Source organism: Actinomycetota bacterium (assembly GCA_035640355.1).
In the GTDB taxonomy this organism is placed as follows: domain Bacteria; phylum Actinomycetota; class UBA4738; order UBA4738; family HRBIN12; genus CALGFI01.
Map to the genome: position 1 here is coordinate 173,208 of DASQWI010000009.1, position 19,518 is coordinate 192,725.

Annotated in this window: 17 protein-coding genes and 1 tRNA gene; 11 read left to right on the top strand and 7 right to left on the bottom strand. The window is 67.7% G+C overall.

The genetic code is table 11. The features are described 5' to 3' along the window. Window positions 1-26 precede the first annotated feature (26 nt). Window positions 27-2,516, top strand: coding sequence for a transglycosylase domain-containing protein (locus VFA08_05285; GenBank protein HYZ13004.1), 2,490 nt, complete (start codon window positions 27-29; stop codon window positions 2,514-2,516). Here the strand turns inward: VFA08_05285 and VFA08_05290 are convergent. Beyond that, the gene (locus VFA08_05290) at window positions 2,513-2,998 is read right to left on the bottom strand and encodes a GatB/YqeY domain-containing protein (GenBank protein HYZ13005.1); all 486 of its coding nucleotides are present in this window, start codon (window positions 2,996-2,998) and stop codon (window positions 2,513-2,515) included. The two genes, VFA08_05285 and VFA08_05290, sit on opposite strands and share 4 nt — an antisense overlap. Before the next feature lie 17 nt (window positions 2,999-3,015). Here VFA08_05290 and VFA08_05295 point away from each other — a divergent pair, with 17 nt between their 5' ends. Continuing rightward, complete coding sequence (locus tag VFA08_05295; GenBank protein ID HYZ13006.1) at window positions 3,016-3,891, top strand: metallophosphoesterase; 876 nt, start codon at window positions 3,016-3,018, stop codon at window positions 3,889-3,891. Between the two features lie 28 nt (window positions 3,892-3,919). Here VFA08_05295 and VFA08_05300 read toward each other — a convergent pair whose 3' ends face one another. Together VFA08_05300 and VFA08_05305 are read right to left on the bottom strand one after the other, a co-directional pair. Beyond that, window positions 3,920-5,386, bottom strand: coding sequence for a lysyl oxidase family protein (locus VFA08_05300; protein ID HYZ13007.1), 1,467 nt, complete (start codon window positions 5,384-5,386; stop codon window positions 3,920-3,922). 101 nt (window positions 5,387-5,487) lie between these two features. Beyond that, the gene (locus VFA08_05305) at window positions 5,488-6,522 is read right to left on the bottom strand and encodes a glycosyltransferase family 4 protein (GenBank protein ID HYZ13008.1); all 1,035 of its coding nucleotides are present in this window, start codon (window positions 6,520-6,522) and stop codon (window positions 5,488-5,490) included. Window positions 6,523-6,594: 72 nt separating this feature from the next. Between VFA08_05305 and VFA08_05310 the strand changes: the two genes are divergently transcribed. Both VFA08_05310 and VFA08_05315 read left to right on the top strand, forming a co-directional pair. Continuing rightward, a tRNA-Pro gene (locus VFA08_05310) sits at window positions 6,595-6,668 on the top strand. 149 nt (window positions 6,669-6,817) lie between these two features. Further along, window positions 6,818-7,855 carry an NlpC/P60 family protein gene (locus VFA08_05315; GenBank protein HYZ13009.1) on the top strand — a complete coding sequence of 346 codons (1,038 nt, stop codon included), beginning with the start codon at window positions 6,818-6,820 and terminating at the stop codon, window positions 7,853-7,855. Between the two features lie 18 nt (window positions 7,856-7,873). Here VFA08_05315 and VFA08_05320 read toward each other — a convergent pair whose 3' ends face one another. Beyond that, complete coding sequence (locus VFA08_05320; protein ID HYZ13010.1) at window positions 7,874-8,077, bottom strand: hypothetical protein; 204 nt, start codon at window positions 8,075-8,077, stop codon at window positions 7,874-7,876. 148 nt (window positions 8,078-8,225) lie between these two features. On the opposite strand from VFA08_05320, the gene rpe reads away from it, so the two are divergent. The 5 genes from rpe to VFA08_05345 all read left to right on the top strand — a co-directional run bounded on the left by rpe (window position 8,226) and on the right by VFA08_05345 (window position 14,304). After that, the gene (gene rpe / locus VFA08_05325; protein ID HYZ13011.1) at window positions 8,226-8,933 is read left to right on the top strand and encodes a ribulose-phosphate 3-epimerase; all 708 of its coding nucleotides are present in this window, start codon (window positions 8,226-8,228) and stop codon (window positions 8,931-8,933) included. A gap of 69 nt (window positions 8,934-9,002) precedes the next feature. Beyond that, window positions 9,003-10,529 carry a glucose-6-phosphate isomerase gene (locus VFA08_05330; protein HYZ13012.1) on the top strand — a complete coding sequence of 509 codons (1,527 nt, stop codon included), beginning with the start codon at window positions 9,003-9,005 and terminating at the stop codon, window positions 10,527-10,529. 1 nt (window position 10,530) lies between these two features. Beyond that, window positions 10,531-11,547, top strand: a complete 1,017-nt coding sequence (gene gnd / locus VFA08_05335) for a decarboxylating 6-phosphogluconate dehydrogenase (protein ID HYZ13013.1) — start codon at window positions 10,531-10,533, stop codon at window positions 11,545-11,547. Window positions 11,548-11,664: 117 nt separating this feature from the next. Then, complete coding sequence (glgP, locus tag VFA08_05340; protein HYZ13014.1) at window positions 11,665-13,785, top strand: alpha-glucan family phosphorylase; 2,121 nt, start codon at window positions 11,665-11,667, stop codon at window positions 13,783-13,785. An 18-nt stretch (window positions 13,786-13,803) separates the two neighbouring features. Then, complete coding sequence (locus VFA08_05345; protein ID HYZ13015.1) at window positions 13,804-14,304, top strand: pyridoxamine 5'-phosphate oxidase family protein; 501 nt, start codon at window positions 13,804-13,806, stop codon at window positions 14,302-14,304. A gap of 55 nt (window positions 14,305-14,359) precedes the next feature. Here VFA08_05345 and VFA08_05350 read toward each other — a convergent pair whose 3' ends face one another. Next, window positions 14,360-15,991, bottom strand: coding sequence for an amidohydrolase (locus VFA08_05350; GenBank protein ID HYZ13016.1), 1,632 nt, complete (start codon window positions 15,989-15,991; stop codon window positions 14,360-14,362). Window positions 15,992-16,059: 68 nt separating this feature from the next. On the opposite strand from VFA08_05350, the gene VFA08_05355 reads away from it, so the two are divergent. Next, the gene (locus VFA08_05355; GenBank protein HYZ13017.1) at window positions 16,060-17,484 is read left to right on the top strand and encodes an FAD-binding oxidoreductase; all 1,425 of its coding nucleotides are present in this window, start codon (window positions 16,060-16,062) and stop codon (window positions 17,482-17,484) included. On the opposite strand, the gene VFA08_05360 is transcribed toward VFA08_05355, so the two are convergent. Beyond that, the gene (locus VFA08_05360) at window positions 17,460-18,401 is read right to left on the bottom strand and encodes an ADP-ribosylglycohydrolase family protein (GenBank protein ID HYZ13018.1); all 942 of its coding nucleotides are present in this window, start codon (window positions 18,399-18,401) and stop codon (window positions 17,460-17,462) included. The genes VFA08_05355 and VFA08_05360 overlap by 25 nt on opposite strands. A gap of 73 nt (window positions 18,402-18,474) precedes the next feature. Here VFA08_05360 and rpsD point away from each other — a divergent pair, with 73 nt between their 5' ends. Further along, window positions 18,475-19,077: a 30S ribosomal protein S4 gene (gene rpsD / locus VFA08_05365; GenBank protein ID HYZ13019.1), complete on the top strand. Its 603-nt coding sequence runs from the start codon at window positions 18,475-18,477 to the stop codon at window positions 19,075-19,077. 179 nt (window positions 19,078-19,256) lie between these two features. Here the strand turns inward: rpsD and VFA08_05370 are convergent. After that, window positions 19,257-19,518: DUF2461 family protein (locus VFA08_05370; protein HYZ13020.1), on the bottom strand; the 262-nt coding region annotated here is incomplete at its 5' end.

Below are 19,518 nucleotides of genomic sequence, written 5' to 3' on the forward strand. Positions count from 1 at the left end.
AGCCAGCCCTCCGGCCCAGACGACAGGTGGCGCCCGAGACGCCGCTCGTCCTGGTGCTCGTCCTGGCGGTCGGTTCGGTCCTCGTGGCCCTCCTCCTGCTTCCCCTGTTCGCCGGGGCGGACGCCGGCGTGAACGCGTTCCGAGAGCGGCTAGACACGGCGGGCATCGGCAAGGTCAAGATCCCGCGGTTCCCGGAGCGTTCGGTGATCTACGCCGCCGACGGCTCGATCCTCGCCAAGGTCTTCCTCGACGAGAACCGGCGGGTCGTGAAGCTCGAGAACGTCTCGCCGGTCGCGCGAGACGCGGTCCTGGCGATCGAGGACGCACGCTTTTACGAACATGGCGCGCTCGACTTCACCTCGCTCCTGCGCGCGGCGATCACGAACGTCGCGTCGGGCGAGATCGAACAGGGCGGCTCGACGCTGACGCAGCAGCTCGTGAAGAACGTACTGATCGATGCGCCGGCGCAGACGTTTGCGCGGAAGTTCCAGGAGGCGGCCCTCGCGATCCGTCTGGAGAACAAGTACACGAAGAACGAGATCTTGGAGCTGTACGTGAACGAGGTCTACTTCGGCAACGGCGCGTACGGCATCGGCACGGCGTCGGAGACGTATTTCCGCAAGCCGCCGGGTCAGCTGAGACTGGCCGAGGCAGCGCTGCTCGCCGGTTTGATCCGCGCGCCCGGGCTGTACGACCCGATCGCGAACGAACGCAGCGCGATCGCGCGACGCAACCTCGTTCTCGACCGCATGGCCGAGGTCGGCTTCATCTCGCTCCACCGCGCCGAACGCGCCAAGGATCGGCCGATCCGATTGGCGGAGGATGTGGGACCGCCGGAGCACAAGGTCGAGCCGTTCTTCGTCCACTACATCCGCGAGCTGATCCTCGACAACGAAAGCGGTGAGTTCGACGCGTTCGGTGAGCGCTATGCCGGCCGCGTGCGCATGCTCTACCAGGGCGGCCTGCGGATCTATACGACGCTCGATCCGCAGTGGCAGGAATACGCGCAGGACGCCGTCGATTCGAGCCCGCACATCGACCCGCGCAAGGGTCCGGACGTTTCGCTCGTCTCGGTCGAAGCCGGCACCGGACGGATCAAGGCCATGCTCTCCGGCAAGAACTACCGGCGCGACCAATACGACCTCGCGTGGCAGGGCGCTCGGCAGACGGGTTCCGCGTTCAAGCCATTCACGCTCGTCGCCGCGTTCGAGGACGGGTTCCCGGCGGGGAAGGTGTACTCGTCGGCGTCGCCGAACTGCTCGCTGCCGGGGTGGATCAGCGAGTCGGGCTGCGTGAGCAACGCCGAGGGCGGGGGTGACGCTGGGTACATCGACCTGTGGACGGCCACCGAGAACTCGGTGAACGTCGTGTTCGCGCAGCTCGCGCTCGATGTCACCCCCGAGCGCATCGCCGAAGCCGCCCACGAGATGGGCATCACCTCCCGGCTCGACGCGGTACCGTCGATCACGCTCGGCGTCGAGGAGGTCTCGACGCTCGACATGGCGTCGTCCTTCGGGACGCTGGCGAACGACGGCCAGCACTGCGAGCCGTTCGCCGTCGCGCGTGTCGAACAGCCGCGGGAGGAAGGCGGCGGGTACGAGATTCTTTACCGACACCGGCGCGCCTGCGATCAGGTCGTCGACACCGACATTGCTCATCTCGTCACCGCAATGCTCCAACGAGTGATCTCGTCGGGGACAGGTACGGCCGCGAACATCGGCCGGCCGGCTGCCGGCAAGACCGGCACCGCTCAGGACTACACGAACGTCTACTTCGCCGGCTACACGCCGCAGGTCTCCACCGCTGTGTGGGTCGGTTTCCCATCCGGACAGATAGCTATGGACTCGTACTACGGCGGTTCGGTATACGGCGGCACCGTGGCCGCGCCGATCTGGCGAGCGTTCATGGTGCGCGCCGTGCAGGGATATCCGGCCGAGGGCTTCGAAGCGGCCCCGCCGCCCGAACGCGGACGTGTTCCCGACGTCGCCGGCCTCCGCTCCGTCGAGGCACAACAGATCCTGGTCGACGCGAACTTCACGCCGATCGTCAGGAAGGTCCCGTCTGCGGCGCCGGTCAATACGGTTCTCGGACAGGCGCCCACTGGTGACACGCGCGCGGTGCTCGGCACAGGTGTGACGATCGAGGTCGGCGACGGCAAGGGCCACATGGTCGACGTGCCGCGCGTCGTCGGACTTACCGAAGAGCGGGCGCTGGACGAGATCGAGAACGCGGGCCTCATCGCAGGGGTGGAGCATGCGTCGGTCGACACGGCGGCACTCGACGGGGTCGTCGTCGATCAGTCGCCGAACGGCAGCGCTGGCTTGACGGTCGGCCCGGGTACGACGGTCACGATCGTCGTTGGCCAGCTCGTGGATCGCGGTGGCAGCGGGAGCGGCGACGGCGACGGGAGCGGGGATGGCACCGGTCACGGCAACGGGGGGAACGGAAAACCGGGCGGGAAGGATGGCGACGGCGGCCCGGCGAGACTCGGCCGACCCGGGCGACTTCGGACCTAGGCGCCGAGCCGCTCGCGCACCCTGCGTTGCACCTCGGTGCCGTCGACCTTCCCTTTGGCCTTGGCCATGACCTGGCCCATGACCTTGCCCATCTGCTTGATCGAGGTCGCGCCGGTCGTCGCGATCGCCTCATCGACGAGCGCGTCGATCGCCGCGTCGTCGAGCTGTTCGGGCGCGTAGTCGCGGAGAACCTCCCGTTCGGCGCGTTCGCGCTCGGCGAGCTCCACTCGTCCAGCAGCATCGAACGCCTCGATCGATTCGCTCCGCTTCTTGACCTCTTTGCCGGCGACCTCGCGGATCTCATCGTCGGTCAGAGACCGGCGGAGCTCCTTCTCACGGTTCGTGATCGCGGCGACCAGGAGTCGGAGCGTTCCCAGCCGAATCTTGTCACCCGCCTTCATCGCCGCCGTCATCTGCTCACGAACGGCCGTCTCGAGCGGCGCACGAGGAGGTACCGGTTCGCCCTGCCCCTGTGAGGTCATCCGTAGACTCCCCGATCGTGCTCGCGTGGGTCGCGTCATCGATCGCCGCCGCGGGCTTGGCGTGCGTCGCATACGGCGTCGCGATCGAACGGCACGCGTACCGGCTCGTTCGACGCGAGATCGCCATCCTACCGGCCGACGGTCCGGCGACCCTATCGGTGCTTCACCTGTCTGACCTGCATTTCCCGGCCAAGGACGAGCGCAAGACGCGGTTCCTCGCGTCGCTGCCGAAGGCCGACGTCACCGTCGTCACCGGCGACTTCCTGGCCGGTTCCGACGGTATCGAGGCCGCTGTTGCTGCGCTCCGCGCGAACCGCGGCCGGATCGCGTCGTGGTTCGTGCTGGGTTCGAACGACTACTTCGAGCCGCGATTCGTGAATCCGTTGCGGTACCTCGTTGCCGGCAGGGCGGATCGGCCGCGGCGCGCGCGCCGGGGCCGCCCCCGCGACCTCGTCTCGCGTCTTGAAGCCGACGGCTGGCGAGACCTGACGAATGTCCACGACGACGTGGATCTGGACGGCCTCCGCGTCGAGCTCCTCGGTCTGGACGACGCACACATCCGGCGCCACGATCTTCGCCTCGCGCCGCGCCGGTCGCCAAAGGAGTTCGGCATCGCCGTGATGCACTCGCCCGACTCGGCGCCCGAGGCCGTCGCGTGCGATTACCGGTTCGTCGTCGCCGGTCACACGCACGGCGGGCAGGTTCGACTCCCGATCGCGGGGGCGCTCGTGACGAACTCGGATCTGCCTCGCACGCTCGTCTCCGGACTGATCAGGATGGGCGACGCGTTCGTCCACGTCTCGCCGGGGCTTGGCACCGGCAAGTACGCGCCGTTCCGGTTCCTCTGTCCCCCCGAGGCAACGCTGCTGGAGCTGCGGCGGGTTCAGCGCTGAGCCGGAGAACCTGGGTCGCTATGGGTCGCTACAGGTACTTGTCGCAGTAATAGCAGTAGCTCTCGGTATCGATCCCGTGCCACGGCGGCACGATCGCCTCACGAGCACCGGGCTTGCCACGCAGCTTGATCAGCCGGTCTTCGACGTTGTTCGTCGTCGTCCCCTCGAGCAGCATCCCCGTCGGGTTCACCGTCGTGCGGATGTAGTACCTGCCGTTCGGCAGGTTCGTGACGTCGAAGGCCTGGTCGAGCGAGAACTGCGCGTACGTGTCGCCCCACCCCACGTCGAGTATCTCGCGGATCCAGAGCGCCCCGGACCCTCCGCACATCGTGAACAGGTCGCCGCCGAGCGCGCCCCAGTTCGCGTTGTGGACGGACAGATCGATCGCGTCGGTGTTCGCCAGACACCATGACTGCTTGCCCGATACCTGGACCTGCGTCCTCGTCCCGTCGAGCAGCGTGTATCGCGTGAACTCGTCGAAATGCCAGTGCTGATGAGTGGCGTGGAACTCGAGCTGTCCGACCGGGGCGCGACCCATTGGCTCCCCACCGACAAGGAAATACTGGAACGCGTCCATGCGGTCCTCATCAACCCCGCGGAATCCCTCGACGACGAGCGTTCCGGGCCCAGCGTTCCACTCCGTCGCGTTGAACCCGAGGATGTCGCGTCCCCTGCGACTGTCGATCGAGATGCTCCACGCCGGTAGCGCCATGAGGTCTGGCAGGCTCTGCGGATCGGGGGTCGTCACGTTCGGGACGCGGGGACCCGGTTGCGCCGACGTCGTTGCCGGAGCCGTCCGCGAGCTCCGGAGCGATCTACGCGGCACGACCGTGATCCGGACGTCCGCCCTGCCGTTCTCGGGCGCGATGCCGAGCGCGGCCATCCACGCCGGGTCGATCTGGACCCGCATCCGGTAGTGACGGCGGGGAGCCCGGAACTCGATGCCGAAGTCGGAGAACGCGGAGACGGCCCACTGCGCGTCGATCCCCCAGACCGTGCCCCGTGTGAATGGGCTACCGCCGCAGATGTAGGGATAGACGGAGTTCAGCGGTCCTTCGTCCGACAACCGCGCTCGGTAATACGTGTTGGGGCAGAACGGAAGATCTTCGGATAGCACGACGGTGCCGTCCGGTTCGCGCACCCGTAGATGGACGAAATCGCGAAGGCCTCCCCATCCGTCGAGCATCCCGGACGGCAACGTGCGAAGTATCGAGCCCGTACTGGCATCGGTCTGCACGAGCGACGGCGGAGTGTCGTAGTCCGGACGTGATGCCCTAAGCTCGAACGCCCCACCCACGGACGCGACCCAGATGCCCGGGTCGACGAAGATGACATCGTTCTTGCCGCGCTCCGCCCTGACCTGCGTCGTAGCGGCGAAGAGCCGAACGGTGGGCGGGTCCGCCGCGGTCGCCGGCTGGACGAGCGACAGTGCCAACGAAGCGATGACGGTCAGGAGCAGCGCGATCCGTCGGGTCGCGCGAGGCGTGGGTGACACGGGAACCCCCCAAGAGGAAACGGCCGGCCGATGCTACCGGTCTGAGACGCGCGGACGTCCGGTCCGGTTCCATCCGCTCCCGTAAGCCACACCCGCGGTGATCAGTGCTCGCCGCGAGCGATCGAGTACGCCTCCTCGTACCCGGAGACCATCGATTCCTTCGAGAACAGCCGAGCCACGCGGTCGCGACACCGGTAGGGGTCGATCTCGTGGAGGCGGGCGAGTCGCTCAGCCGCTTGGGCGGGATAGTCGTCGACGTCGACGACCCAGCCGGTGACGCCGTCCTCGATCACCTCCGGAACAGAGCCTCGAGGGGTCCCGATCACGGGCGTGCCGCAGGCCATCGCCTCGACCATCACCAGGCCGAACGGCTCCGGCCAGTCGATCGGGAACAAGACGGCCTTCGCACGGCATAGCAGGTCCACCTTCTCCTGGTGCGAGATCTCGCCGAGAACCTCGAAGTCGGGCGGGAGGTTCGGCCGGATGTTCTCCTCCCACTCACGATGCTCTATCGGCTCGGCGATCTTCACCGCAGATATCAGGGGAGTTCCCAACAGGAGCGCCGTATCGACGGCCCTCCTCCAGCCCTTCTCGGGCGTGGCACGTCCGAGGAACAATAGGAAGTCGTCCTTCTTCTCGTTGACCTCGTATTCGTCGAGGTCGATCCCGTTGTGCACGACCCCCGCGTACCGCAATCGGGGCTGGAACGTCCTCTGGGCCTGGCTGATCGCGACGAACCAGGCGCGATCCCCTACGTAGGAGTACAGGCGGCTCATCTCGGGCGTGAACGAGCCGTGAAGCGTATGAACGGTCGGCACGCCGGTCTCGATCGCCGCGGCGAGGGCCGAGAACGGCGTGTGAACGTGCAGGACGTCGAAGCGCCCACGCACGTTCTGCATGGCGAACAGCGAGTGCGTCGTGTCGAGAACGATGTCGTTGATCTTGGTCGTGCCGAGCGCGACCTCGTACGCGAACTCGAGCCTGGCCTTCGTGCGGGAGTCGCCGGTCGCGAACAGCGTGACCTCGTGCCCCGCCTCGACCAGTCCATCCGCGAGCAACGCCGCGACCAACTCGATACCGCCGTAACCCTTGGGCGGGACGGCGAGCCACGGCGGGCAGACCTGGGCGATCCTCACGGAACCTCCGAGACCGAGTGCGCGTGAATCTATCCGGTCGCCCAATGGATGGACCGCTAGACTTGCCAGGCACGGGACGTGGCGCAGTTTGGTAGCGCGCAGCGTTCGGGACGCTGAGGTCGCGGGTTCAAATCCCGCCGTCCCGACCGAGTACCGGTCGGCACCCCATCGATCGACCCGCCGGATTCGTTTCGGCGCAACGAAAATCGGCGCTAAAGGTTTGACTGGCGGGCGCCGACGTCGATAGCCTGCTCGTGGCTGTCGAGAGACAGCCTTTTCCGTTTTTCGGAGGGTGATGACCAGAGGCAGGCCTCGCGCCGCGGCACGGCTCGTGATCGCTGTGCTCATCACCTCTTCCGCCACGCTCGGCTCGTTCACCCTTTCCTCCGCGGCACCGTCGCAGGAGGAAGTGGCACGGGCGAAGGACCGTCTCGACGCGCTCGAACGCGAACTCACTCTGCGAGTCGAGGAGTACAACCAGGCGACGATCCGGCTGGCGGAAATGCAGGCGCGACTCGAATCCGTTCGGCACGAGGCCGAGCGCGCGAACGCCGAAGCCGAGCGGGCAATCGCGGACCTGAACGAAACGGCGGTCCGCGCGTATACGGAGGCCGGCACGCAGTTCGCAGTGCTCCTCGACGCCGGCTCGTTGAACGACTTCTCCGATCGTTTGGAGTTCATCGAGACGCTCACCGAAACCGATTCCGATGTCGCGACCGAGGCGGACGTCGCGATGCAACGCGCGCGATGGACGGCGGAGGACCTCGCCGACGCGGTCGCCGACCGCCGCGACACGGTGCAGGAACTCGCCGAGCGACAAAGCCAGATCCGCGCGGGCGTCGCCGAGGCGCGCGAGCTCTATCAGGAGCTCGACCGCAGCTACCAATCGGCGCAGCAGGCCGCACAACAGCAGACGTCGACTACTTCCCAAAGCGTTGCCACCAGTGTGAGCGCGCCGATCCCTCCGCCCCCCGCGCCGAACGCCAACGTGCAGGCCGTGCTCGACGCGGCGTACTCGGTGATCGGAACGCCTTATCAGTGGGGCGGCTCGAGCCCGTCCACCGGGTTCGACTGCTCCGGCTTCACGATGTGGGCGTGGTCGCACGCCGGCGTCTCGCTCCCCCATTCGTCGGCCGCGCAGTATTCCGCGCTGCCGCACGTAGCACAGGCGGATCTGCAGCCGGGCGATCTGCTCTTCTTCTACAGCCCCATCTCGCACGTGGGGATCTACGTCGGCGGCGGATCGATGATCCACTCCCCGCACTCGGGCGAGGCGGTCGAGGTCGTCGCCGTGTACTGGCAGTACTTCGCGGGCGCCGCCCGCCCCGGTTGATCCTCAACCTGTCGCCGGCTAGACCTGCTCCAGGTCGGCGAGCCTCGTATCGGCTTGCCGCACGAGCGCGTCGTTGCCGATCTCGACCGCTGCGGCTCGCGCCTGCTCGAGGATCTCGCGCGCCTGGTGTCTTCTTACGTCCTGCTTGCCCGTGGTGGCGTACTTCAGCTTCTCGTCGGCCTTGACTATCAGCTCGAAGATCTCGTTCGGCTCCAACTTCACCTCATCACATCATGTGGGCCGGCTTGGCTGCGACTCGAGGAACTGACGGATCCCGATCGCGCCTGCTCGGTTCGAGCGGGAGCGTGACACGTCGCTCGCCACGCCGCCACCGACCCAGCCGGCTCGGTCATCGGTCAGACTGGCGCGCGTGACGCACGACGTTCTCGTCGCCCCGTCGATCCTCGCCGCGGACTACGCTCGCCTCGCCGACGAGGTCGCCGTCGTTCGCCCGGCCGTCGACTGGCTACACGTCGACCTCATGGATGGGCACTTCGTTCCGAACCTGTCCATCGGCCCGCCGGTGGTCGCGTCGCTCCGACCGCACACGGACCTGTTCCTGGATTGCCACCTGATGGTCAGCGATCCGGGGATGTGGCTGGAACGACTCGCGGACGCCGGCGCGAACCTGTGCAGCGTGCACGTGGAGCTCGGCGATCCGACAACGCTTCTGGCCCGAACGCGCGAGCTCGGCATGCAGGCCGGCATCGTCGTCGACGGTCCCACGCCGTTCGAGGCCGTCGAGCCGTACCTCGACGAGCGCATCGACCTGCTCCTGGTCATGACGATCAAGGCGGGGTTCGGCGGACAGCAGTTCATCGCGGAGCACCTCGAGAAGGTCCGGATGGCCAACGAGATCCGCGAACGCACCGGCGGCTCGTTCCGCATCGAGGTGGACGGCGGGATCTCGCCCGCGAACGCCACCGACGCGGTTCGAGCCGGCGCGGACGTGCTCGTCGCGGGGAGCGCGATCTTCCACGCCTCCGATCCACTCGAGGCGGCGCGAGCGATCCGGACCGCCGCCGGTTCGGTCCGCGCAGGCGACCCCCCGGCTAGCTCGACCTCTGCTCAGACGTGACCCATTCCCGCTTTCACACTTAGAGAGAGGTCAACGGTAACGAGCCGGTCGCCGGAGTATGTTCGCTCGATGAACCCTCTGAAGGAGTTTCCCGCGGTCTCCGAACGCCTTCGGCAAATGGACCAGGACGGGGTCGTCGAGCGCATCTGGCGCAAGGACCACACCGTCTGGAAGGACGACCCGACCGAGATCACCAACCGGCTCGGCTGGCTGACCGTCACCGATCTCATGCAGGAGCGGATCGGGGAGCTCGAGGCGTACGCACAGCAGTTGGCCGCCGACGGGCTGGAGACGGCGGTTCTGCTCGGGATGGGCGGCTCGTCGCTCGCGCCGGAGGTGTTCGCGACGACGTTCGGCCTCGCCGACGGAGCTCTCGAGCTGATCGTCCTCGACACGACCCACCCGGTCACGATCGAGCGCCTCACCTCGCAACTCGAGCTGTCGAGGACGCTGTTCATCGTCGCCAGCAAGTCGGGGACGACGACCGAGACCCTTTCCCACTTCGCCCACTTCTGGGAACGCGCGCCCCGGGGCGAGCAGTTCGTGGCGATCACGGACCCCGGGACGCCGCTCGAGAAGCTCGCGCACGACCACAGGTTCCGCGCGGTGTTCTCCAACCCCGACGACATAGGCGGTCGATACTCGGCGCTCTCGTACTTCGGCCTGGTGCCGGCCGCGCTGATCGGCTCGCCCCTGCACGAGATCCTCGAACGGGCCGCGGATATGGAGCGCGCGTCCGAGCGGCTCGTGCCCGCGTCGCAGATCCCCGCTGTAACGCTCGGAGCACTGATGGGCGAGGCCGCGAAGGCGGGCCGGGACAAGCTCACATTGATCCTCCCGCCGGAGATCGAGTCGTTCGGCAACTGGGTCGAGCAGCTGATCGCCGAGTCGACCGGCAAGGAGGGGAAGGGCATCGTTCCCGTCGTCGGTGAGCCGCTCGGCGAACCGGGGGTGTACGGCGAGGACCGAGTGTTCGCGGCGATCGGCGAACACGACGGCGTGGCCGCGCTCGAGAACCTCGGCCATCCGGTCGTCCGACTCGCGTACGAGGATCGCGAACAGATCGGCGGCGAGTACTTCCGCTGGGAGATGGCCACAGCCGTCGCCGGGTACGTGCTGCAGATCAATCCGTTCGACCAGCCGAACGTGCAGGGAGCCAAGGACGCGACGAGCGAGATCCTGTCGGGCGGAACGATCGACGAACCGGGGTTCGACGACGTGAGCGCGCTGCTGAAAGAGGTGGGCTCGGGCGACTACGTCGGGATCCACGCGTACCTCGACCGCACGTCCAAGACGGAGGACACGTTGCAGCGAGCGAGAGTGGCGATCAGGGACCGCTACCGCGTCGCGACGACGGTGGGGTTCGGGCCGCGGTTCCTGCATTCGACGGGGCAGCTGCACAAGGGCGGCCCGAACAACGGCGTGTTCATCCAGGTCGTCGACGGGACGCGGTCGACGGATCTCCCGATCCCCGGACGGCCCTACTCGTTCGGAACGCTGATCGACGCGCAGGCGCTCGGCGACCTGCGGTCGCTCCGGGAGCGCGGGCGACGCGTGGCGCGAGTGACGCTCGACGCGCTCATGGAGGCGATCTGAGATGCAACTGGGGATGGTCGGCCTGGGCCGGATGGGATCGAACCTCACGCGGCGCCTGATGCGCAACGGTCACGAGGTCGTTGCGTACGACGTGAACGCCGACTCGGTCAAGCAGCTTGAGAGCGAGGGTGCGATCGGCACCGGTTCACTCGAGGACTTCGTGAACGAGCTCTCGAAGCCACGCGCCGCGTGGGTCATGGTTCCGGCCGCGTTCGCCGAGCAGACCACCGACGAGCTCGCCGAGCTCATGGAGGCCGACGACATCGTCATCGACGGCGGCAACTCATACTACCGCGACGATATGGCACGAGCCGAGCGGTACGGCACAAAAGGCGTGCATTTCGTTGACGTCGGAACGAGTGGTGGTGTGTTCGGGCTCGAGCGGGGGTTCTGCCTGATGATCGGCGGCGAGAACGAGGTCGTGAAGCATCTCGATCCGATCTTCAGCGCGCTCGCGCCGGGGGTGGACGTCGCGCATCGAACACCCGGACGCACCGACGCGAACGCGACCACCGCCGAGCAGGGCTATCTGCACTGCGGTCCGGTGGGCGCCGGCCATTTCGTGAAGATGGTCCACAACGGGATCGAGTACGCGCTGATGGCCGCGTACGCGGAGGGTTTGAACGTGCTGAAGCACGCGAATGTCGGTGCCGAGACGCGCGAGTCCGACGCCGAGACGACACCGCTCCGCGATCCGCAGTACTACCGGTACGACCTGAACATCTCGGAGATCGCTGAGGTGTGGCGGCGAGGCAGTGTGGTCGCGTCGTGGCTGCTCGACCTCACGGCGGCCGCGACGTTCGAGGACCCAACGCTCGAGGCATTCTCGGGTCGAGTTTCGGACTCCGGCGAGGGACGGTGGACCGCACTCGCCGCGATCGACGAAGGCGTTCCCGTGCACGTGCTCTCGGCGGCGCTATTCGACCGGTTCGAGTCACGCCACGAAGCGGACTTCGCGAACAAGATCCTGTCCGCGCTGCGCCTGCAGTTTGGAGGCCACGCCGAGAACAAGGGGTAGCCGACCCTTCGAGCGCGCTGAACAGGATCCGACGACGCCGAACGCGCCGCTCCTCTCGTGATGCGGCATCGCGCACGTCCGGTCAGGCGTTCTCTCCGCTCAATAGGATGGACGCCCGTGACAGCCGACGGCGCCCGCGACCTGGCGCGTGCGGTCCGCGACCTCGCCGATCGCCTTCCGGAGCGGCTGTGGCCGCTCGCCCGCGTCGCCTACAACTACCGGTGGTCGTGGGCTCCCGGGGGAGAGGAGCTGTTCCGCCGTATCGACCCGGTGCGGTTCGAGCGGGCGCGGGGGAATCCCGTCTCGTTCCTGTTCCGTCTGCCTGCCGACGTACTCGAGCGCGTCGCACACGACCATGAGGTCGTCTCGACCGCGGAACGGTTGCAGGAAGCGTGCGACGAGGAGCTCGCGGCACCCTCGATCTCGCGCGGCGAGGTGACGCCGGTTCGGCCCGTCGCGTTCGTGTGCGCCGAGTTCGGCATCCACCGTTCGCTCCCCATCTACCAGGGCGGCCTCGGCGTGCTCGCCGGGGACATCCTCAAGGGCTCCTCCGATCTGCGCATGCCGATGGTCGGCGTTGGCCTCCTGTACTCGAAAGGCAGCTTCCACCAGCGGATCGATCAGACCGGGTGGCAGCACGACTATTGGCTGGAGACCGAACCCGATCGTCTGCCGGCCGCGCTCGTCGCGAACGACGACGGGACACCGCTCGTCGTCGACGTCCCCGTCAGTGGACGAACCGTTCACGTGCAGATATGGCGCGTGCAGGTCGGGCGCGTTCCGTTGTTCCTTCTCGACGCAAACCGCGAGGACAACGGAACCGCGCAGCGCTGGATCACCGCTCGGTTGTACGTGGGCAATCCCGTGGTTCGCCTGCAGCAGTACGCGATGCTCGGCGTCGGCGGGATCCGCGTGCTCCGCGCGATGGGGATCGAACCCTCCGTCGTGCACGTGAACGAGGGGCACGGTGCGTTCGCGCCGCTCGCGCTCGCCGCGCGCGAATCGAGAGGTCAGCCGTCGACCGCCGCGATCAGCAACGCGCGCGAGCGGACGATCTTCACGACGCACACACCGGTCGCGGCCGGGAACGAGACGTACGACCCGACGGCGGTGCTCGAGGTGCTCGGGCCGCTGATCGACGCGAAGCGGTTGACCGACTTCGGGAGCGTGGACGGCGGCGGCATCGGAATGACGTCGCTCGGTCTTCGGCTCGCTCGAGCATCGACCGCGGTCAGTCGCCGGCACGGCGAGGTGGCGCGAGCCATGTGGCGACCGCTGTTTACCTCAGCGAAGCGCGACGAGGACGTCCCCATCACACATGTCACGAACGGCGTGCACGTCCCGACGTGGATGGCCGGGCCCATGCGCGAGCTGCTCGACCGGCACCTGGGTGACGAGTGGCACGCGCGCGAGGACGACCCTGCAACGTGGGCGTCGATCGAGAGCATCCCCGACCAGGAGCTGTGGGCGACGCGATCGCGACTGCGCGCCGCGCTCGTCGACTACGTCCGCGAGGCAGACGCGGCGTCGCGCCTTGGCCGGTACGAGGACGCATCGGCAGTCGAGGACTCGGAACGAGCGTTCCTCCCGGACAGGTTGACGCTGGGGTTCGCCCGTCGGGTCGCCACGTACAAGCGCCTGCACCTTCTTCTTCGCGATCACGATCGGATCGAAACGCTTCTGGGCAAGGCCGACTCGATCCAGTTCGTCATCGCCGGGAAGGCGCACCCTCGCGATAGCGAAGCCAAGGAGCGCCTGGCGGAGTTCATCCAGACGCCCTGGGCCCCCGACGTCGCGCCGCGGATCGCGTTCATCGAGGACTACGACATGGACGTCGCCTCGCACCTCGTCGCCGGGTGCGATGTGTGGGTGAACGTGCCCCGCCCACCGCTCGAGGCGAGCGGGACGAGCGGGATGAAGGCGGCGCTGAACGGCGCGCTGAACCTCTCGGTGCTCGACGGCTGGTGGGCAGAGGCGTACGACGGCGAGAACGGCTGGGCGGTCGGCGACGCGGACCCGAACGGCGATGACGGAACGCAAGACGACCGCGACGCGGAGGACCTCCTCGACAAGATCGAGCACGAGCTTCTGCCGATGTTCCAATCGCGGAACGAAGCGGGCGTACCCGTCGAGTGGGTTCGCCGCGTGAAGCGCTCGTTGATGACGGTCGGTCCGCGTTTCGGCGCGACACGAATGCTGCGCGAGTACCTCGAACAGATCTACGCCCCAGATGGATGAGACCGAGGGATGAGACCGATGGACGAGCCGATTGCCATCCCGCTGCCGTTGCCACGTGACTACGGCAAGGCCACGAAGCCGATGGCGTGGTTCGAGGCGGAACGCTTGCTGACCGAATCGCGGGTGTACTGGATCGCAACGACGCGGCCCGACGGGAGGCCGCACGTCGTACCGTCCGACGGTGTCTGGCTCGACGGAGCGCTCTACTTCGGCGGCGCCCCGGAGACGGTACATATGCGCAACGTCCGAACGACCGGCCACGCCGTTGCGCACGTCGGCGATGGACTTCGCGCCGCGGTGATGGCCGAAGGATCGGTCGAGGACGAGAAGCCTGAGCGCGAAGTCGCACAGCGGCTCGCCGATGCGAACAACACCAAATACGCGGACTACGGGTACAACATGACGGCCGAGAGCTACATCAAGAGTGGCGTAACGGCGTTACGCGCTCGGCGCGTGTTGGCGTGGACGAAGTTCCCCGAGAACGCCACGCGGTTCGTCTTCGGTTCGAACGACGCCTAGGTGCGAGCGTCGGCGACGCGCTCGGCGAGGGATTGATCGGTTGAACCAGGGGCGTTCAGTCGCCGGCCCGATGGACGACATGACCACCGACCACCGTGTGCGTGACGCTGGTGTCGAGGATCTCGGGGGGATCCGCCGCAGCGAACAGATCCCGTGACAGCACCACGAGATCGGCGTACTTCCCCGGTGTGAGGCTGCCCCGGCTGCCCTCAGCGAAATTGGCGAACGCGCTCCCGATCGTGGCCGCTCGGAGCGCGGTGGCGAGGTCCACGCGCTCATCGAGGCTCCATGCGCCGGTTCCGTCCGGGGCGGCGCGGGTCACCGCTGTATAAAGCCAGTACATCGGGTCCATCTCGGCGACGTTCCAGTCAGACGAGAACGCCAGCGTCGCGCCGCGATCGGAGAGCGAACGGAAGGGCCAGGCGTAACGTGACCGCCCGACTCCGACGTTCTCCCGCCACTCGGCCACGATGTCGGGCGCGCAGTGCCGAGGCTGCATGCACGCGACGACACCGAGCTCGGCGAACCGGTCCAGGTCATCGGGGTGGACGCACTCCACATGGACGATCTGGTGGCGGGCGTCCCGCGGACCGTTCGCCTCTCGACATCGCTGGACGGCGTCGAGCACGGTTCGGATCCCACGGTCGCCGGTGGCGTGCGTGAACGCCTGGAAGTTCCGACGCTCCAGCTCTAGGAGGAACGCTCCGAACTCCGACGGCTCCCAGAACGTGTCGCCTTGGACATCAGGCCGGTTGGCGTACGGCTCGAGCATCGCCGCGCTGTGCGGCTCGATGACGTCATCGATGTAGAGCTTGATCGGCGACACACGGAACCTGTCGTCGTCGTAGATGCGCCGGGCCTCCTCGATGGCGTCGAGCCGCTCGGCCGTGGTCCCTGGTTCGCAGTAGATCGCCGCGACGAGACGCGACCGCAGTGTTCTGTCTTCGCGAGCGCGGACGAACAGTTCCAGATCGTCGAGCCCGTTCTGCGGTTCGACGACCGTCGTGATGCCGAACCGCACGGCCATGTTCAGGCTCGCGACCAGGCAAGCGTACGCGGCGTCGGGGGCAAGGCCGGGCAGGTGCGGAGCCAGCGCTCGCTGGCCGGCTTCGGAGATCCCGCGAACGGCGAAGTCGCGGACCCAACCCGTCGGTTCGCCGGTTGACGGATCGAGCTCGGGCCGTCCCCACGGCAGGTCCGTTACGCCACGCGTGACCCCGAGCCGCTCCATCGCCTCGCGATTGAGCCAGACCGTGTGCGCGTCGTACGACCATAGGAACGCGGGCCGGCCTGCCGTCACCTCCGTGGACACCATCGCGGCCGTCGGTGCGGCGTCGGGAATGGCTCCGTAGTTCCATCCCTCCCCCTCGATCCACGTCGCTTCGGGGCGGTCGGCGATGAATGAGGAGAGCCGAGCGCGGATCTCCTCGAGCGACACAGCGCCTCCGAGCTGCACGGCGCCCGGGTTCGAGCCCAGCCGCACGTGGTTGTGCGCGTCGACGAAACCTGGGAGGACCGTGGCACCGCCGGCGTCGATCTCCTGGGTCGACGGTCCAAGTCGCTCGGCCGCCTCGGCGTCGTCGCCCACCCACGAGATCCGCTCGCCGTCAACGGCCACGGCGCCCGCCCATGGGCGTGAGTCGTCCGAGGTGAACGCGCGGGCGTTCCTGATCAGGAGGTCGGCCACGACCCGTCACGGTAGCGACGTCGTGCCGGCCTGGCATAACGGCGCGTCTATGGGCGTTGTTCGCCGACGTGAACGGCCCGCCAGGCTCGGCCGACTGGGATGGGCTCGGGAGCGCGATCGACGGCGACATCGTGCTCCGCGATTCGCCCGGGTTCGACGCAACGGACACCGTGTTCAACAGACGGTTCCACGAAGTTCGACCACAGGCCATCGTGCGGTGCGCCACCCCGCACGACGTTTCCGAGGCGATCTCGTTCATCCGACGGCACGGTCTCCAGCATGCCACCAGGAGCGGGGGGCACAGCTTCGCCGGCCATTCGACAACGCGCGGCGTGGTGATCGACGTCTCGCCGATGCGCGTGGTCTCGGTCGATGGTGAAGTGGTCACCGTCGGCGCGGGAGCGCGTCTCGGCGACGTGTACGACGCACTCGCCGAACACGATCTCGCCATCCCCGCCGGAACGTGTCCGCCGGTCGGGATCGCCGGGTTCACGTTGGGCGGCGGCCTCGGCATCCTCGGGCGTAGGTACGGGGTGCTCTCGGATCGGTTGATTCGAGCCGAGATCGTCCCCGCGGATGGGCGGGTCGTCGAAGCAGACGAACACCATCACCAGGACCTGTTCTGGGCTCTGCGCGGCGCGGGCGGCGGGAACTTCGGCGTGGTGACGTCGCTCGAGCTCCGAACGGTACCGGCGCCGACCGTGACGAACTTCCACCTCACGTGGGCGTATGCGAACGCCGCCGATGTGATCGACGCGTGGCAGCGGTGGGCGCCGATCGCCCCGAACGAGCTCGCTGCCAGCCTCAAGATCACGGACGCCGGCGTCCTGGATCGTCCACCGCTCGTCGACGTGTACGGCGCGCTCTCGGAGGGTGAGGCCGACGCCGCATCTCTGATGGACGGCCTCATCGCCCTCGTCGGGTCCGACCCGAGCTCGGCGGTTTCGACCGAGATGGACTTTGCCGAGACGCGCCATTTCTGGGCCAACCTAGGTAGCGATGAGGCTCCAGTAGATCCGCACGGCGGGCAACCGGAACAGCCGTACCTGTTCGCGAAGTCCGAGTTCTTCGCTCGTCCCCTCCCCGCGGATGCGATCACCGCGCTCCTCGAGACGTTCACAGCGGAACGAGCCGCGGGGCAGGTCCGCGAGCTCGACTTCATGCCGTGGGGAGGCGCGTACAACGCCGTCCCCGCGGGAGCGACCGCGTTCATCCACCGCGACGAGCTGTTCCAGCTGAAGCACGCCGTGGTGGTCGATCCCTCGGCGTCGACCGCCCGGAAGGAGGCCGCGCAACGGCAGATCGTTCGTTCGTGGAGATCCGTCCATCCATGGAGTTCGGGGCGCGTGTTCCAGAACTTTGCCGATCCGGACCTCGAGAACTGGGCCGACGCGTATTACGGCGGCAACCTCGGGCCTCTGATCGCCGTCAAGGCTCGGTACGACGAGGAGAACTTCTTCCGCTTCGATCAGTCGCTGCCGCCGCTCGGCTGACCCGAGCGGCGTTCCGCGAGAACCACGAGCGCCTCGGCGTCCCTTCTGATCGCGTCGCGTTCGATGAGCCGGTCGAGCCACTGGGACGGAAGACCGTTGAAGCCGTATCGCGCGCCGAGGAGCGCGCCGGCCACCGCGGCGTTGGTGTCCGTGTCGCCGCCCAGCGACACGACCCGCCGAAGCTCGGTCTCGACATCACTCTCACGAAGCAACGCTTGGAACGCGACGCCCACGGTGAACAGACAGAAGCCCTGATCCGGTCCGTCGACCGGTCGCGAATCGCCGACGGCGTCGACGAGGAACTCGAGCTCCTCGCCACCCTCGTGCTCGGCGACGCTCCGCAGTGCGGACGTCGAGGCGACTTCCGAGTCCTCACCACGAACGAGCGCCGCGACACAGAACGTCACGGCTAGGGCTGCCGTCTTGCATCGACCGTCGAAGTGCGTCAGCGCCGAGAGCGCCGGCGCGAGCTCGAAGAGCTCATCCGGGCGGTTCGCGTGCGCCACGCCGAGAGGTGCGCAGTACATGACCGAGCCGTTCCCCGCAGAGACCTCCGGACCGCGCCGCTCCCATATCTCGCGCGCGGCCGTCGAGGCGTTCTCGCCGCGTGCCGCGCGACGCAGCACCAGCCTCGTCAGCGTCGAGACGTCGGGCGGGTCGCTCCGGAACCACTCGACTTGGCGCCGCACCAGGTCTTCCGGATCGAGCTCGCCGCGCTCGGCGAGGCTCCGCATCAGATTCCGCGCCATCGAGGTGGCGTCGGTGGTCGAGCCCGCCGGTCCGCCGGCCCAATCGAGCTCGAACGCCGGCACCGGGTCGGGAATCAGATGCGCCCGCATGAACTCGAAGGGCGCGCCGAGCGCATCGCCCAGCGCCAGCCCCAGGCAGCTCCCCACCACTCGATCTGCGAGGCTCATCGGCGGGCGATGCTATGGCCCTCCGTCGCAGCATGTCGCCGTAATCAAGCGGTTGGTACGCTTGAACCTCGCAATGAACAAGTTCGGACCTCGTCATCGCATCTGCCGCCGGGTTGGGCAGCCCCTGTGTGGGCGTCCCAATTGCCCGGCGATCAAGCGTCCCTACCCGCCTGGCCAGCACGGCCGCGGCCGCAAGCGCATCTCCGAGTACCAGGTCCGCCTTCTCGAGAAGCAGAAGCTCCGCGCCATCTACGGCGTGGGCGAGCGCCAGATGCGCGTCTACTACGACCGCGCCAGCCGAAAGACCGGCGTCACCGGCGAGGAGCTGATCCGCCAGCTCGAGACGCGCCTGGACGCGGTTGTCCAGCGGCTCGGGTTCGTGCTCTCGCAGCGCCAGGCACGCCAGCTCGTGAGCCATGGGCACGTGAAGGTGAACGGACGGCGCATCGACGTCCCGAGCGCGCAGGTCCGGCCCGAGGACACCATCGAGCTCTCCGACAAGGCCAAGAACTTCGTGTACGTGCACGAGGCGCTCGAGCTCACGCCCGACCCTCCGCCGTACCTGTACCGGAACAAGGATCAATTCCAGGGAACGCTGTCGCGTTACCCCGAGCGCGGCGAGATCCCGCTTCCCGTTCCGGTCGAAGAGCGCTTGATCATCGAGTTCTACTCCTGACCCAACGGGATACGGCCCAGCCAGGGGCCGCCCACGAACGTCTGAGCGACGGAACGGACTGCCTCATCCGGTCAGTGCTGCTTGATGCCGGACAGGCGAAGATTTCACGACCCCGCCTGTCGGCACTGATCGCGATCGTCCTGGGGGCTCTGTCGCCCTCGGGGTCGAGGGCCAAGCCGTTACCACTTCGCTCCCACCGACGCCGCGAGGAACTTCATCAGCGGTTCGATGCGTTCACAGCTCCTGACGAACGTCTTCGTCAGGTCCGCTCGCTTCACCTGAGCGTCCGACAGGCGCACCGAGGAGGTGAACGTCTTGCGCTTGATGTCCTCGATCATCGGGTGTTCCGGGTCGAACCCCCGCGGCGGCCGCTTCAGCGACGCATCGTCGTGATCGAGCGTCCCGCGCGCCTTCTTCCAGTCGGTCGGGCGCGCCGCGATC

Excerpts from the sequence above, each read along its gene's own strand:
- VFA08_05290 (HYZ13005.1), bottom strand. The coding sequence starts at position 2,998 with ATGACCTCACAGGGGCAGGGCGAACCGGTACCTCCTCGTGCGCCGCTC.
- VFA08_05315 (HYZ13009.1), top strand. The coding sequence starts at position 6,818 with ATGACCAGAGGCAGGCCTCGCGCCGCGGCACGGCTCGTGATCGCTGTG.
- VFA08_05330 (HYZ13012.1), top strand. The coding sequence starts at position 9,003 with ATGAACCCTCTGAAGGAGTTTCCCGCGGTCTCCGAACGCCTTCGGCAA.
- gnd (HYZ13013.1), top strand. The coding sequence starts at position 10,531 with ATGCAACTGGGGATGGTCGGCCTGGGCCGGATGGGATCGAACCTCACG.
- VFA08_05345 (HYZ13015.1), top strand. The coding sequence starts at position 13,804 with ATGGACGAGCCGATTGCCATCCCGCTGCCGTTGCCACGTGACTACGGC.
- VFA08_05360 (HYZ13018.1), bottom strand. The coding sequence starts at position 18,401 with ATGAGCCTCGCAGATCGAGTGGTGGGGAGCTGCCTGGGGCTGGCGCTG.
- rpsD (HYZ13019.1), top strand. The coding sequence starts at position 18,475 with ATGAACAAGTTCGGACCTCGTCATCGCATCTGCCGCCGGGTTGGGCAG.